Origin of the sequence: Halopseudomonas sp. MFKK-1, assembly GCF_027474385.1 — a bacterium.
In the GTDB taxonomy this organism is placed as follows: Bacteria; Pseudomonadota; Gammaproteobacteria; order Pseudomonadales; family Pseudomonadaceae; genus Halopseudomonas; species Halopseudomonas aestusnigri.
The window spans coordinates 3,606,105-3,620,523 of record NZ_CP114836.1 but is presented as its reverse complement, the minus strand read 5'-3'; the positions used below and the strand labels follow the sequence as shown (position 1 = coordinate 3,620,523).

Genomic DNA, 14,419 nt, shown 5'->3' with positions numbered 1-14,419 from the left:
GAATGCCATGTTGACCGGTACCACTTCACTGGATCTTGTCAGGGACGAACTCTTCGCCAGCATGGGTGAAGTGGAAAACCTGTTGCAGCAGTTCCTCGAGGATCGTCAGGACGGCAGCCTGCTGCAGCAGTCCATCGAAGGGCTTCAGCAGTTGCGCGGTACCCTGGCCTTGATAGAGCTCAAGGGCGCTGCATTGCTGCTGGACGAGATGATCAGTCTGGCGATGGATATTCCCGTTCACGACGGGGAAGAGCGCAATGAGCCGCTGTCGTCGTTGTGCGATGCACTGTTTTTGCTGGAGCGCTATCTGGATCAGGCACGCCAGCAGGGGCGTGAACGCCCCGAGTTGCTGCTGCCGATGATCAATCAGATGCGTCAGCACCGGCCGGGTGTCCCCGCGTTGCCTGACAGTCATTTTTATCCGCTGCCGGTGGCCGGCTTGCCAGCCGGGTTCCGCAAGGGTGCAACCGGGCCCGTTGAACCCAAGGTCGCCGGCCGACTGCGCCAGATGTATCAACTGGGTCTGCTGGGGTTGCTGCGCGATGACGGGCTGGCGGCGTCTGTACCGCTGATGCAGCGCGCGCTGGCACGCTTTGAGGGCAGCCTTGCCTCACGCATGGCGACCCTGTGCTGGGTTGCCGGGGCGGCCCTGGAAGCCATTGAGCAAACGCCGCTGAATCTGACCCCCGCGCGCAAGCGCCTGTTCGCGCTGCTGGATCGCGAAATTCGGGGAGCCCTGCTCAATGCCGCCGAGCACCGACTCAATGAAGGGCTGTTGCGCGAGCTGTTGTTTCTCGTTGCACTGGCCGATGCCGGTTGTGATCGTTGCGCCGAAGTGAGCACGGCCTATCAGTTGCCGGATCCCGGCTTTACCGAATACGAGTTGAACGACGCCTTTGCCAAGCTGCATGGTCCCGGCATTGATGTCATGCGCTCTGTGGCCGAAGCGTTGCGGGAAGAGGTTAACGCCCTGAAGGATCTGCTGGATCTGTTGGCGCGCAATGCCGGGGATGCCGAACAGTCACTGGAAAGCCTGTCGTCTGGATTGGAGCGACTGTGGAAAACGCTGTCGATGCTTGACCTCAAGGCCGAGTCCGAGGCGATTCACGCCATTTCCGGTCGTCTTGCCGGTTGGCAGCCTGGTGACGTTGCTGTGCTGGAACAGGTCGCCGATGCGGTGTTGCGCGCTGAAACAGCAGTCAATCGACTCGACTCTTCGGCTTTTGCAGGCGATACGGCTGCCGGTGCCGAGGGTGAGTTTGCCGAACCGCTGGAGCTGAAAGAGGCCCGCATCGTTCTGATCGAGGAATCACAAGCCGGCCTGGCACTGGCGAAACGGTCCATCACGGCGTACATGGAATCCGGTAACGACGCCATGCATTTGCTCAACGTGCCGCCCTCGCTGGAGACGGTTCGCGGCGGTCTGCTGTTCCTGGGCATGGGGCGTGCCGCCAGAATTATCAGCATGGCAGCGAACTTCATCCGTGAAACCATGCTCGAGCGCAAGCAGGTACCGACGGATGCCCAATTGGAGGTGCTGGCCGATGCCTTGACCAGTATCGAGTTCTATCTGGAGTCAGCTGAGCGTGCAACGGTAGCTTCAGGCGATGTGCTGGCGCTGGCCGAGGACAGCATGGCTGAGCTGGGATACGCTGTATCGGGGAATACGTCCGAATGAGATCCTTTCGTGTGTTTCAACCCGCCTCGCGCCTGGATGCTGCTGCGCAGCAGCAGGGCGTGGTCGTGGTGTTTTATCAGAATCAATTTGCCATGTACGACGGCAGCTTGCTGCATGACCCGGATCAGGCGTTGTACTTTGGCGATGTGAGCCACCGTTTGCCTCTTGGTCTGCTCGACGGTCGGGCCTGCGAGCTGATTCACCTGAGCGACAGCCTGGACATGCCGGGCCTGAGTTGGCACGGACTGCGCACGCTGGTCGGGCAGGTCGACGATCAGCTGTTTCGTCTGTTGGGCGTCGCCCAGCAACTGAATGCCTGGTATCAGAGTCACCGTTTCTGCGGCTGCTGCGGCGAGCCCATGCAGCCGCGTGAAGAGGAGCGGGCGATGGAGTGCGTGCGCTGTGAACGGCGCGAGTATCCCAAGCTGGCACCTTGCATCATTGTGCTGATCACCCGTGGCAGTGAGATTCTGCTGGCCCGTTCTCCGCATTTTCCTCCCGGATTTTTCAGTACGCTGGCCGGTTTTATCGAGCCGGGCGAGTCGGTAGAGCAATGCCTGCACCGCGAGGTGAAGGAAGAGGTCAATCTTGAGGTCAGCAACCTTGAGTACCTGGGCAGCCAGAGCTGGCCGTTCCCCAATTCGCTGATGCTGGGTTTCCACGCCGAATATGCAGGTGGCGACATCATCCCTCAGGAGGGCGAGATTGAAGCGGCCTACTGGTGGTCAATAGATGAGTTGCCGAAGATACCGCCGCGCGGCACCATCTCGCGCTGGCTTATTGATTGCTATCTTGCGCGGCAGGCGGGTGTTGAAGCCCCGCCAGTGCCAAGCTGATTCGGGCGAGGAGCCACGATGCAATTTCCGGGATTGGCCCTGATTGCGGCAATCATTGCCGCCGTTCTGGTGCTGCTGACGTTGAGTCAGGGTTGGCGCCTGCGCTGGCTGGCGGGTTGGCTGCGCGGCAATTTGCTGCTGGCAGCGCTGGCACTGGCCGCGGTTCTCGGGCTGGCGGCCTGGGACCTCCAGTCTTTCCGTGTCATTGACGGCAAGGGCACCGCAGGGACCTTGAGTTTTACCCAGGTTGCGCCCCAGCAATACGATGCAGTGATTACGACCTCGGCGGGCGAGCAGCGCGTGCGTCTGGCCGGTGATCTGTGGGAGCTGGAAGTTCAGGTTTTGCGTTGGCAGGGGCTGGCTTCGCTGATTGGTCTGGAAGATGGATATCGACTGCACCGCCTGCTGGGTCGTTATCTTGCCCTTGAGCAGCAGCGCGGGGCCAGTTCTGCGCTGGCGGCGAATCTGAACTCGACGCCGGTCTGGCGTGACCTTTGGCTGTGGCTGGACCGTGCGGGCGGCGCGTCGCTGGTGCATGCGGACGCCTTCGAGGTGCGTTTTGTTCCGCTGGTAGATGGCGCCCGCTTTTCGCTGGAAATCGGGCCGACCGGTTTGACCCCCGAGCCGCTCAATACACAGGCCAAAGCCGCGCTCAAGCGCTTTCAGTAATACCGTTGCGGAAACAAAAAAGGCTGCCCCAGGGCAGCCTTTCTGCTTTATGCCGCAGGTTTATGCGAGCATGCCGCCGTCGACGTTGATCGCAGCGCCAGTGGTGTAGCTTGAGGCGTCGCTGACCAGATACAGCACGGTGCCTGCCATTTCGGTCGGATCCGCTGCACGGGCCAGCGGGATGCGCTGCAGTGCCGGCTTGAGGATAGCGTCGTTGGTGGTCAGGGCGGAGGCGAACTTGGTGTCGGTCAGGCCCGGCAGCAGGGCGTTGCAGCGAATGCCGAACTGAGCGCACTCCTTGGCGAATACCTTGGTCATGTTGATGACTGCTGCCTTGGTGATCGAGTAGATACCCTGCAGCTGACCGGGAACCACACCATTGACGGAGGCTACGTTGAGGATGTTGCCGCCGCCGTTTTCGCGCATCAGTTTGCCCGCTTCAACCGACATGAAGAAGTAGCCGCGGATGTTGACGTCTACGGTTTTCTGGAAGGCGCCCAGATCGGTGTCCAGCACGTTGCCGAAGTAGGGGTTGGCAGCGGCGTTGTTAACCAGGATATCCAGCTTGCCGAACTGCTCGCGAATGGCGGCAACGGTGGCAACGATCTGATCCATGTCGCCGATGTGGCAGGCGAGTGCGGAGGCTTTGCCGCCGGCGGCGACGATGGCGTCGGCAACGGCCTGGCAGTCATCGATCTTGCGGCTGGAGATGATCACGTGCGCACCCTGCTGGGCCAGTAGCTTGGCAATCGCCTCGCCGATACCGCGGCTGGCGCCGGTTACCAGGGCAACTTTGCCGTCGAGGTCGAACAGTTGGGTCTTTTCCATGATGAATCCTTGTTGTCGTGCTGCCCCGGCTCACGAGGCTGTCAGTGGGTGTCGGGCAGTTGCTGATAGCAAGGCTGTCTGCGACACGGCTTGGTCGCCTAATTTAAAGCAGTGGCAGGGTGCGAACAAGAAAACCGCGAATGCATCAGGTCCGGTGTTGGCCGGCCATTGCCTTGATCAATGAGTGTCTGAGGGGGCGAGAGTATCCGGCGCAGAAGGGATGCTGTCTGTTGCCTGCAGGGCGCGCTGGCGAGCTTGTTGCAGCATGTGCAGGGTGACCTTGCGTACTTCTGCCTTGCTTGCCTCTATGTGCGCGGTCAGCAGGTGCTGGGCCTGTTGCAGTTCGCCGGCGCGAATGTGCCGCAGGATTTGCCCATGTTCTTCCCAGGTCTTGTCGAGCCGCTCGGCACGCTCGAAATCCAGTTTGCGAACAACGCGTATGCGCTCGCAGATCTCGGCGTGCAGACGCGTCATCTCGCCGTTGCCGGCGGCTTCCACCAGTTGGCAGTGAAAGTGCTCATCCATGACGAACACCTGCTGGCCGTCACCAGTGCGCAGCGCGGGCGCTACGCACCAGGTGTCATGCAGGGTTTTCAGTATGTGCTCTGCTGCCGTGCCGGGCTGGCCGGTGCAAAGACGCCTGAGCGCTTCCATCTCCAGCACGATGCGCAGGTCATAGAGCTCCTCGAAGCGGGTAAAGTCGAAGCTTCTGACCTGCCAGCCACTGCGAAAACGCACCTCCAGATAGCCTTCGCGCTCAAGCTGGTAGAGTGCCTGGCGCACCGGTGTGCGGCTGGCGTTCATGCGTGCGGCGATTTCGCCCTCGGAAAAGCGGTCACCGGGCAGCAGCCGGAAGGACAGGATGTCCTCCTTGAGCCGCGCGTGGATGCGCTCGGCGAGGTTCTCCCGCCGAGCTGCTGTGTTGGATGGCTGGCTCAGTTGCACGGTGTGACCTGCTCAGGCTGCACTGAGGCTGGCAATGAATGCACGCCAGCCGCCGAAGGCGGTAATGTCGCGGGCGTCGGCGAGTGCGGCCGGTTCACAAATAAAGCCCTTCACCCAGCGACCATCTGCCAGCTGCAGGTTGCCAATGCCCAGCGGCGGCGGAATCTCGGCGACGAATTCCCCGAAGCGGGCCAGCGGGATATCCCACAGCTCGACAATAATCTGTGCGCCATCCTGCGCAACCCGCGCCAGACCAGGCTTGGGGGGAACGGTGCCGGGCAGGGCATACAGCCGGTAATCCGGACAGGTCAGGGTTTGTTCGACCAGCACGGCGTCGCGACTGGTCAGCTGGAAGTTCAGCGGCATGCCGGTCAGGTGCGCGCCGACCACCGCTACGCGCACGCTACCCGGCGCTTGAATAGTCTGTTGCGCACCCGGACAGGGCTTGCCGGTTGCGCCCAGTGGCAGTGCCTGGGCTTGCTGCCAGCGTTTGCCCAGCTCGGCCAGGGCGTGATCGTGCCAGGCCGGTGCAATCAGGGTGACGCCGGCGGGCAGGCCGTCTTCGCGCATCCCTGCGGGCAAGGCCAGTGCGCAAAGGTCGGCCAGGTTGGTGAAGTTGGTATAGGTGCCGAACTGGCTGTTGTAGAGTACCGGTTCCTCCGCCATCTCGCTGATCCGGCGAATGGTCGGCGAGGTTGGCACCAGCAGGGCATCAAAGTCGGCCAGGATCAGGCTGATCTGGCGTGACAACTCGGCACGGATGTATTCGGCCTGATAGGCCTCGCAGGCGCTGTATTTATGACCGCCGTCGACGATGCCGCGTACGACCGGATCCATTTTATCCGGGTCCATCTCGCCAACAGCGACGGTGCGTTCGGCCACCCACGAGCCCTGATACAGCTGTGCCGCCAGGTCCGCAAAGGGGCTGAAGTCAATCTCGACCAGCTCTGCGCCAAACGCGCGCCACTTCTCGAGCGCTGCCTCATAGGATGTCTGCATCTGCGTGTCGTCGAAGAACTCGGGATTGGCCGGTATGGCCAGTTTCGGCCTGACCGGCAAGCCGACCGGCGCGCTACAGGGGTTGGCGCGGCTGTAGGCGTCGCTGGGATCGAAGCCGCCTGCGATGGTGGCGACTGCCTGGGCGTCGGCAACAGTCAGGGCGAATACCGAGATGCAATCGAGGGTTCGGCAGGCCGGTACCAGTCCGGTATTGGAGAGCCAGCCGCGGGTCGGTTTGAGGCCGACAATATTGTTGAAGCCGGCCGGCACGCGGCCGGACCCGGCGGTGTCGGTGCCGAGCGCAAAGGGTACCAGGCCACGGGCAACCACACTGGCGGAGCCGGAGCTGGAGCCACCGCTGACGTAATCGGCGTTGAAGCTGTTGCTGACGGCGCCATACGGGGAACGGGTGCCGACCAGGCCGGTGGCGAATTGGTCCAGATTGGTCTTGCCAATCAGAATGGCTCCTGCCGCGCGCAGGCGGGCAACGACGGTGGCATCGGCACTAGCCTGGTGAGCGAAGGCCGGGCAGGCGGCAGTGGTGTCCCAGCCAGCTGCGTCGATGTTGTCCTTTACCGCGAAGGGGACGCCGTACAGTGGCAGCGATGCGACGTTGCCTTCCACCTGTTGCAGGCGCTCATCCAGAGCGGCTAACTGCTCGTTGAGCTGGGCCTCGCTGGCAAGGCTGATCCAGGCGTTATCGTCGGTGCTCAGCTCGTTGCGCAGGGCACCGAGCAGTGCTGCAGGAGCGAGACCTTCCTGTTGATATGCCTGTTGCCAGTCGGAGAGGGTAAAGCCGAGGGTCTGTTGTGTCATGTCTGAATACCATCTTGGATACAAGTTGGTATTTACAGAGCAATCGTCGTGCCTGTTTGTTATTTATCAATAAAAACAGAGGCTTATGTTGCTTCTTTGAGTTTTTGGTCAGGGGGCAGGCGAAGAAGTGAGGATTGCTGGTGCAGGTCTGCAGTACGAAGTGCAATTGTGGTGCAGGGACCGGCAGGTGCCAATGAGCGGCGGCCTGCCGGTCTGCATGGGATCAGGCCGGGAACAGTTCGCCCAGCTTGAGTGCCAGCATCATGTCGCCTTCGGCGCGCAGTTTGCCGCCCATGAAGGCCTGCATGCCGTCGGTTTCACCGGTCATCACGCCGACCAGGGTTTCCTTGTCCATGATCAGGGTCACGTTCGGATCGGCGGCTTCGCCCTGAGCTACAGCGCAGCTGCCGTCCTTGACGGTCACGTTGAAGTTTTCGTCGTCGGTGATGTTGAACTGGAATACCAGATCCAGACCGGCTGCAGCGGCTGAGTTGAACTTGGATTCCATTTGGCTGGTGATTTCTGCAACGGTAGTCATTGGTGGTTCCTTTGCTAGGTAATGCAGGGCGCGGGATGCGCACTGCGACTCATCTGAAGCTGATCCACTCGGGTTGGCGGTGAATCTCAAGATGTGCCTGGCTGTTGAAGTAGGCCAGACTCAGCTTGTCTGCACGGTACTGCAGGCGGCTTACAGAGGTATTCACGATTTGCCAGTTCAGCTCAAAGGCGCTGGTGGCCGGCATTTGCGTGATCAGTTGCAGGGCGGCGGTAATGGTGCCGCCCGATGCGAATACGGCGATGTTCTGGCCGCTGCCGCGGTTGTCATCGATAACCCGGCGCAGGCCTGTGCCAACCTGCTCGACATAGCTCTGCCAGGAAGGGCAGCCCGGGCGCTCGCGGGTGTCGGTGATCCAGAGTGTCACGGCGTGACTGAATACGCGCTGAAACTCCTTGCGGAACTGTCCTGCGTTCTTCAGGTAGTGCTCGGCGTCGGGGATGGCTTCGAGCACCTGCGGCAGGTAGCTTTCAAGCACCTGGTCAGAGTGGTATTCGTTAAAGCTGGCGTCGCTCTGGACCGCGAGGGAGGACTGATTCATCGCGTCGAGCGCGTGGCGGGCGGTATCGATCTGGCGTTGCAGGGTGCCGGCGTAGCAGGCATCAAACTGCAGGCCGAGCGCGCCGAAATGTTCGCCGCACAGCTGTGACTGGCGGATGCCGAGGGGGGACAGGACGTCGTAGTTGGCTGCGCCAAGTGATGCCTGTCCGTGCCTGATCAGATAGATACTGCCCACAATCTGCCGCCTTGTAATGTTATGTAGACGGAGGTTAGGGGCAAGCTCGCGAAGCTGTCAACCAAAAATCATACGGGCGTTTGAATTTTCCCCGGACGGCCTGCGCCCATGCCCTGATGATCCTGTATGCTTGCTGTGCTTAGCGGGTTGTGCAGAGACGGGAGAACACTGTGGAATGGTTTGATCAATATGTCTATTTTCTTGCCAAGGCCCTGACGGTGCTGGTGGTAGTGGCGCTGATTCTGGCGATGATTGCTGCCGGCAAGGCGCGCAGCAAGCGTACCGAGGGTACACTGAGTGTGACACGCCTGAACGACCGTCTGCAGCGCATGCACGAGCAGCTTGGGCTGATGGTGCTCAGCAAGGGCGCTTGCAAGGCCCGGCAGAAGCAGCTCAAGCAGGAGGCGAAGGCCCGCGACAAGGATGCAGCCCAGGATGAGCGCGGGCGCGTTTATGTGCTCAACTTTCATGGCGACATCAAGGCCAGTGCGCTGGAAAATCTGCGCCATGAAGTGACGGCGGTGCTGGAGCTGGCGCGTCCGCAGGATGAGGTCGTTGTTCGCCTGGAAAGTGGTGGCGGCATGGTGCATGCGTACGGGCTTGCGTCATCGCAGCTGGTGCGTGTGCGCGAGGCGGGTATCCCGCTGACCATCTCCGTCGACAAGGTGGCAGCCAGTGGCGGCTATATGATGGCCTGTATCGCTGATCGGATTCTGGCGGCACCCTTCGCCATGCTGGGCTCGATCGGCGTTGTCGCGCAGTTGCCCAACTTCAATCGATTGCTGAAAAAGCACGATATTGATTTTGAAATGCTGACTGCGGGGGAGTACAAGCGCACACTGACGGTATTTGGCGAGAACAGTGACAAGGCGCGGGAAAAGTTTCAGGATGACCTGGAAAACATTCACCGCCTGTTCAAGCAGTTTGTTGCGCGCTATCGCCCAAGCCTGGACATTGAGACGGTCGCCACAGGTGAGGTCTGGTTCGGCAGCGAGGCATTGCTGCGCGGGCTGGCCGACGAGATCAAGACCAGTGACCAGTACCTGTGTGAGCGGGTCAGGCAGGCTGATGTATTTGAGGTGCAGTTTGAGCAGCGCAAGCGCCTGCAGGACCGGTTGTCCGGCGGGCTGGCCCAGGCGGCGGACCGACTGTTGCTGACCTGGGTGTCGCGCTTCAACAATCAACGTTTCTGGTAGGAGTGGATATGTCTGAATTCAAGGCGCTGGTGTTGTCGGAGCAGGACGGCCGGTATGTCACCGAGATCAAGCAACGGCATGTGGATGAGCTGCCTGCAGGGGATGTGCTCATTCGTGTGCGCTACTCCTCCCTGAACTACAAGGACGCGCTCTCGGCCACCGGTAACAAGGGTGTGACGCGGAACTTCCCCCATACCCCTGGTATTGATGCAGCCGGTGTGGTGGAGGCCAGCTCGGTGCCTGAATTGGCAGTCGGTGATGAGGTAATCGTCACCGGCTACGACCTCGGCATGAATACCGCTGGCGGCTTTGGTCAATACATCCGCGTGCCGGCCGGCTGGGTGATCAAGCGTCCGGAAGGGCTGTCGCTGCGTGACAGCATGGTGCTGGGTACTGCCGGCCTGACGGCGGCGCTGTGTATCGACAAGCTGGAGCAGGCGGGCCTGACGCCGGGGCAGGGCCCGGTGCTGGTAACCGGCGCCACCGGTGGTGTAGGCAGCATTGCGGTGGCCATGCTGGCATCTCTGGGTTACGAGGTGGCAGCCTCGACCGGCAAGGTTGATCAGGTGGATATGCTCAAGAGCCTGGGTGCCAGCCAGATCGTTGATCGCGCTGCGCTGGCGGCGGGTGTCGAGAAAATGTTGCTCAAGGAACAGTGGGCTGGCGCGGTGGATACCGTCGGTGGCGACATTCTGTTCAATGTGGTCAAGTCACTGCGTTATGGCGCCAGTGTTGCGACCTGCGGAATGACCGCTGGCGGTGGGTTTGCAGCCAGTGTGTTCCCGTTCATTTTGCGCAATGTGAACCTGCTGGGCGTCGACTCGGTAGAGCTGCCGCTGGTGGTCAAGGCCTCGATGTGGGATCGGTTGTCACTGCAATGGAAGACCGATCTGCACAATCTTGAGCGCGAGGTGACGCTGGAGCAGTTGCCCGCCGAGATCGAGCGCATTCTGGCCGGCAAGATGATCGGTCGGGTAGTCGTTAATCTGGGCTGATCGGCAGCCCTGCAGCAGGCACAAAAAAACCGGGGCAGTGTGCCCCGGTTTTTTTTATTTGCGTATCAGGCGCGGCGGCGGAACAGCGGCAAGGGCTGGTCCGTCGCAGCCTGGTAGCAGTTGGAAAAGTCTTTCAGGCTTTCCAGTGCTTCCTCGGCATTACGGTCGGCACGCAGGGCAAAGGCGTCAAAGCCGCAGCGCTGCATGAAGAACAGCTGGTCGCGCAGTACGTCGCCTATGGCGCGTACCTCGCCCTGGTACTGGTAACGATCACGCAGCAGGCGGGCGTTGGAGTAATTGCGGCCGTCGCTGAAGACCGGGAAGTTCAGCGCGATGACCTGGAACTGATCCAGATCGCCGGCGATGCTTTCCACTTCCTCGTCGCTGTCCAGCCAGACACCCAGACCACCGTCGCGGGCTTTCAGCGCATGGCTGTGTTCCAGCCACAGGGCCAGCGGGACGATGATGCTGTCACTGTTGGGCAGGCCGTCCAGCGTGGCGTCCTTGTCCAGAACGTGCCAGCTGTCGTTAACGACTGCACCGTTCTTAATTAGTCGCTGCATACACGCGCTCCTTGAAAGGTGCCATGCCGATACGCTTGAAGGTATCGAGGAACTGTTCTTCGGGGGTGCGGTTCTCGATGTACACATCGATTACCTTGGTAATCACGCTGGGCATGTCTTCGGCCGAGAAGGACGGGCCGAGGATCTGACCGATGCTGGCATCACGGCCGCTGTTGCCGCCGAGGGAGACCTGATAGAACTCCTGACCTTTCTTGTCGACACCCAGTACGCCGATGTGGCCGACGTGGTGGTGGCCGCAGGCGTTCATGCAGCCGGAGATGTTCAGGTCCAGATCGCCGATGTCGTGCAGGTAATCCAGGTCATCAAAGGTGCGCTGGATGGCTTCGGCAATCGGAATCGACTTGGCGTTGGCCAGGGCACAGAAATCGCCGCCGGGGCAGCAGATGATGTCGGTCAACAGGCCGATGTTCGGGGTTGCGAAGCCGTGCTTGCGGCAGGCTTGCCAGAGGTCATACAGGTCGCTCTGGCGCACGTCGGCCAGCACCAGGTTCTGCTGGTGGGTAACGCGCAGTTCGCCGAAGCTGAACTGGTCGGCCAGGTCGGCAATGGCTTCAAGCTGCTTGTCGTCAGCATCGCCCGGGGCAACCGCGGTCGGTTTCAGCGACAGGGTGACGGCGGCGTAGCCCGGCACCTTGTGCGCCTGAACGTTGCGCATGGCCCAGTTGTTGAAGCCCTTTTCGGCTTCGCGCTTGGCCAGGTAGCCCGCATCGTCACCGCTGAACTGCTCGTAGGCAGGGGCGGAGAAGTGGCCGGCAACGCGATCCAGCTCCTGCTGGGTCAGGGTGGCCGGGCCATCCTTGGTGTGCGCCCATTCGGCGTTGACCTTTTCGGCAAACACTTCAGGGGTCAATGCCTTGACCAGAATCTTGATGCGCGCCTTGTACTTGTTGTCACGACGGCCATAGCGGTTGTACACACGCAGGATGGCATCGAGGTAGGTCAGCAGGTGCTGCCAAGGCAGGAACTCGCAGATCTGCGAGCCCACCATCGGGGTGCGGCCGAGGCCGCCACCAACCAGGACGCGGAAGCCGATTTCGCCAGCGGCGTTGCGCACGACGTTCAGACCAATGTCGTGTACGCCGATGGCGGCACGATCCGCCTCGGCGCCGTTGACTGCGATCTTGAACTTGCGCGGCAGGAAGGCAAATTCGGGATGGAAAGTGGACCACTGACGAATGATCTCGCACCACGGACGCGGATCGACCAGCTCATCTGCGGCAACGCCGGCAAATTGGTCGGTGGTGGTGTTGCGGATACAGTTGCCGCTGGTTTGAATGGCATGCATCTGCACTTCAGCCAGGTGGGCCAGAATGTCCGGCACATCCTCCAGGGCCGGCCAGTTGAACTGGACGTTCTGGCGGGTGCTGAAGTGAACATAGCCCTTGTCGTAGGTACGGGCGATGAAGGCCAGCTTGCGTACCTGCCGGGCGGAAATCAGCCCGTAGGGAATGGCAACGCGCAGCATTGGGGCGTAGCGCTGGACGTACAGGCCGTTCTGCAGTCGCAGCGGCAGGAACTCACTCTCGCTCAGCTCGCCTGCGAGAAAGCGGCGGGTCTGATCGCGGAACTGCTTTACGCGGTCCTCGACGATCTGCTGATCATATTCGTCGTAGATATACATACAGAAACCTGTTCATCGGGCACTGACGGCCCTTCGCTAGTCATGGCCCATCAGGCTTGGGCGGGCAGACAATAGCAGTTTTTGAATATGCACAAAAGGAATGTTTATCTATATCTTTAGATTGAAAATGCACATAGAAAACCGCCTTGTACGGCCCGGTACCATGGTCTTTACTGGGGGGTGACCATAACAATAATCAGGGGGCCAGGCCATGGCTGACCAGCAGTCACAGAACAACCAGTCTTCACTCGATGCGGTGGCATCGGTTGCGCTGATCGTTATCGTAGTGGTGGCGGCGGTATTCTGGGTAAGCGGCCAGTAGGTGCGCCGGATTCAGACTCCGGCGAGGTAGAGCACGAGCTTTACGACGCCCAGAACTACCATCACAAACAGCAGGGTAAAAGCCACGCCAAGGGCGATGAAATGGCTGGGTTTGCCCTTTGAGAAGTCGCGCTCCCTGGCGCGATTGCTCTGCACGCCCAAGGCCGCGGCAAGCACGCTCTGCAAGGTGTCGCGCAGGCGCATCGGTTCTTCATGTTGTGGCTTGTCCCGTGAGTCGTTCATGCTGCCTCCACGTTATCCGTTCTCAGCAGCTTAGTCGCTCCTGCGCCTTGGCGCAGGTCAGATATCGATTGCGGCCCAGTGCCGTCTGCGCCACATGAAGGCAAATATCAGCGAGTTGATGCAGCGATAGACTGATTGCAGCAGCCAGACCGCCAGCAGCCCGCCCCCCAGCACCGGGCCAATCAGATAGGCGCAGGGCAGAAACAGCAGCCACTGACTGCCCATGTTGACGCCCATCACGGTGCGGCTTGCACCGGCTCCGAGCAACGCCTGGGTTAGTACCAGGGCAGTTGCATCCAGACTCATGCCCAGGCCCGTGATGCGCAGTGGCCATTCGCCGAGGGCGATCAGGTCTGCATCTGGGGTGAACAGGCCGAGAATCAGGTGCGGCGCCAGCCAGAAGGGCATGCCAAGCAGAAACAGGGTGCATGCTGCTACCCGCACCACGTCCCAACCCCAGCGATAGGCTTCCTCTGCATCATTCTGGCCCAGACTATGGCTTACCAGCGTGGTTGCGGCCATACCCAGGCCCACGCCGGGAAGGATGAGGAACAATGCCAGGTTGATCAGCACGTGAGCGATTGCCAGTTCGTCGGTGCCTATCTGGGCAATGATCCAGAACAACGTAGTGATACCGGTGGCAAAAAAGAATTGCTGCAGTGAGTTCGGCACCGCCAGCCGGAGCATGGCGCGGATGTCCCGCCAGCGGGGGCGGGCGCGCAGAAAGCCGTGTTTGCGGCCGCTGTAGAGGGTGGTGGCAAAGTAGAGCGCGCAGCCGATCAGCATAGCGATCGCCGTACCGGCGCCGGAGCCTTCGGCGCCCATCTGCGGCAGACCGAAGTGGCCGAAGATCAGGCTGTAGCTTATGCCAATGTTGGCCAGATGCATGATCACCAGGATCTGCAGATAGCGGCCGGCGTTGTGGATACCGTTCCAGTAGCCGCGGAACGCGAAGTTGGCGCCAACGGCTGCAATCGCCAGCACGCGCCACTGAAAATAATGGGTGCCGACCTCTACGACTGCCGGGTCGTCGGCCAGAAAACGAATGATGGCGTCAGCCTGGGTCCAGCCAATCAGCGTCAGGGGAATGGCCAGCAGCAGGGCGATCAGCAGGCCTTCATTCAGTGGTCCGGCGATCTCGCCGGTTGCACCGGCGCCCTTGCGGCGGGCGACCATGGCCTGCACCCCGGCACCCAGGCCCATGACCAGCGCAACAGCCATGAAGTTGGCGTAGCTCCCCAGGCCGACGCCGGCCAGTGCCTCGCTGCCCAGGCTGCCGACCATGGCGGCATCAATCAGGTTGAGCAGGCTCTGGCTGAGCATGCCACCCATGATCGGCAGACCAAGGGTGGTGATGCGTGTCAGCCGCTCGCGCGCCGGCAGCAGGGCCATCGGT

The 14,419-nt window shown here is 61.2% G+C and carries 14 protein-coding genes; 5 read left to right on the top strand and 9 right to left on the bottom strand.

What is annotated here, in order from left to right; genetic code table 11:
• The first annotated feature begins 7 nt into the window (after positions 1–7).
• Genes O5O48_RS16735 through O5O48_RS16725 form a run of 3 tightly spaced genes read left to right on the top strand, consistent with a single transcriptional unit; the run spans position 8 to position 3,183 of the window.
• A complete protein-coding gene (locus O5O48_RS16735) occupies positions 8–1,678 on the top strand; it encodes a ferrous iron transporter B (protein WP_088276536.1) in 1,671 nt (556 codons plus the stop codon).
• Positions 1,675–2,514, top strand: coding sequence for an NAD(+) diphosphatase (gene nudC, locus O5O48_RS16730; RefSeq protein WP_269687652.1), 840 nt, complete (start codon positions 1,675–1,677; stop codon positions 2,512–2,514). The genes O5O48_RS16735 and nudC overlap by 4 nt, the downstream gene beginning before the upstream one ends.
• An 18-nt stretch (positions 2,515–2,532) precedes the next feature.
• Positions 2,533–3,183 (top strand): hypothetical protein, encoded by a 651-nt coding sequence (locus O5O48_RS16725; RefSeq protein WP_233049393.1) that lies wholly within the window; start codon positions 2,533–2,535, stop codon positions 3,181–3,183.
• Between the two features lie 60 nt (positions 3,184–3,243).
• On the opposite strand, the gene O5O48_RS16720 is transcribed toward O5O48_RS16725, so the two are convergent.
• From O5O48_RS16720 to O5O48_RS16700, 5 genes are all read right to left on the bottom strand, one after another.
• Positions 3,244–4,011: an SDR family oxidoreductase gene (locus O5O48_RS16720; protein ID WP_088276532.1), complete on the bottom strand. Its 768-nt coding sequence runs from the start codon at positions 4,009–4,011 to the stop codon at positions 3,244–3,246.
• A gap of 177 nt (positions 4,012–4,188) precedes the next feature.
• The gene (locus O5O48_RS16715) at positions 4,189–4,956 is read right to left on the bottom strand and encodes a GntR family transcriptional regulator (RefSeq protein WP_228246711.1); all 768 of its coding nucleotides are present in this window, start codon (positions 4,954–4,956) and stop codon (positions 4,189–4,191) included.
• Positions 4,957–4,968: 12 nt separating this feature from the next.
• Positions 4,969–6,771, bottom strand: a complete 1,803-nt coding sequence (gene atzF, locus O5O48_RS16710) for an allophanate hydrolase (protein WP_269687651.1) — start codon at positions 6,769–6,771, stop codon at positions 4,969–4,971.
• Positions 6,772–6,994: 223 nt separating this feature from the next.
• Positions 6,995–7,309, bottom strand: coding sequence for an SCP2 sterol-binding domain-containing protein (locus tag O5O48_RS16705; RefSeq protein ID WP_088276529.1), 315 nt, complete (start codon positions 7,307–7,309; stop codon positions 6,995–6,997).
• A gap of 49 nt (positions 7,310–7,358) precedes the next feature.
• Positions 7,359–8,063: a histidine phosphatase family protein gene (locus O5O48_RS16700; RefSeq protein WP_233049395.1), complete on the bottom strand. Its 705-nt coding sequence runs from the start codon at positions 8,061–8,063 to the stop codon at positions 7,359–7,361.
• 170 nt (positions 8,064–8,233) lie between these two features.
• On the opposite strand from O5O48_RS16700, the gene sohB reads away from it, so the two are divergent.
• On the top strand, positions 8,234–9,259 hold the full coding sequence (gene sohB, locus O5O48_RS16695) for a protease SohB (protein WP_269687650.1): 1,026 nt from the start codon (positions 8,234–8,236) through the stop codon (positions 9,257–9,259).
• A gap of 8 nt (positions 9,260–9,267) precedes the next feature.
• Entirely contained in the window at positions 9,268–10,254 is a 987-nt protein-coding gene (locus O5O48_RS16690) for a YhdH/YhfP family quinone oxidoreductase (RefSeq protein ID WP_269687649.1), read from the top strand.
• A 65-nt stretch (positions 10,255–10,319) separates the two neighbouring features.
• On the opposite strand, the gene O5O48_RS16685 is transcribed toward O5O48_RS16690, so the two are convergent.
• The 4 genes from O5O48_RS16685 to O5O48_RS16670 all read right to left on the bottom strand — a co-directional run bounded on the left by O5O48_RS16685 (position 10,320) and on the right by O5O48_RS16670 (position 14,415).
• Positions 10,320–10,817, bottom strand: a complete 498-nt coding sequence (locus O5O48_RS16685; RefSeq protein WP_228246706.1) for a DUF934 domain-containing protein — start codon at positions 10,815–10,817, stop codon at positions 10,320–10,322.
• Positions 10,801–12,459 carry a nitrite/sulfite reductase gene (locus O5O48_RS16680; protein ID WP_269687648.1) on the bottom strand — a complete coding sequence of 553 codons (1,659 nt, stop codon included), beginning with the start codon at positions 12,457–12,459 and terminating at the stop codon, positions 10,801–10,803. Before O5O48_RS16680 ends, O5O48_RS16685 begins: the two co-directional genes overlap by 17 nt.
• Before the next feature lie 333 nt (positions 12,460–12,792).
• Positions 12,793–13,023, bottom strand: a complete 231-nt coding sequence (locus O5O48_RS16675; RefSeq protein WP_228246705.1) for a DUF2970 domain-containing protein — start codon at positions 13,021–13,023, stop codon at positions 12,793–12,795.
• A 57-nt stretch (positions 13,024–13,080) separates the two neighbouring features.
• Positions 13,081–14,415: an MATE family efflux transporter gene (locus tag O5O48_RS16670; protein ID WP_269687647.1), complete on the bottom strand. Its 1,335-nt coding sequence runs from the start codon at positions 14,413–14,415 to the stop codon at positions 13,081–13,083.
• Positions 14,416–14,419: the final 4 nt, after the last annotated feature.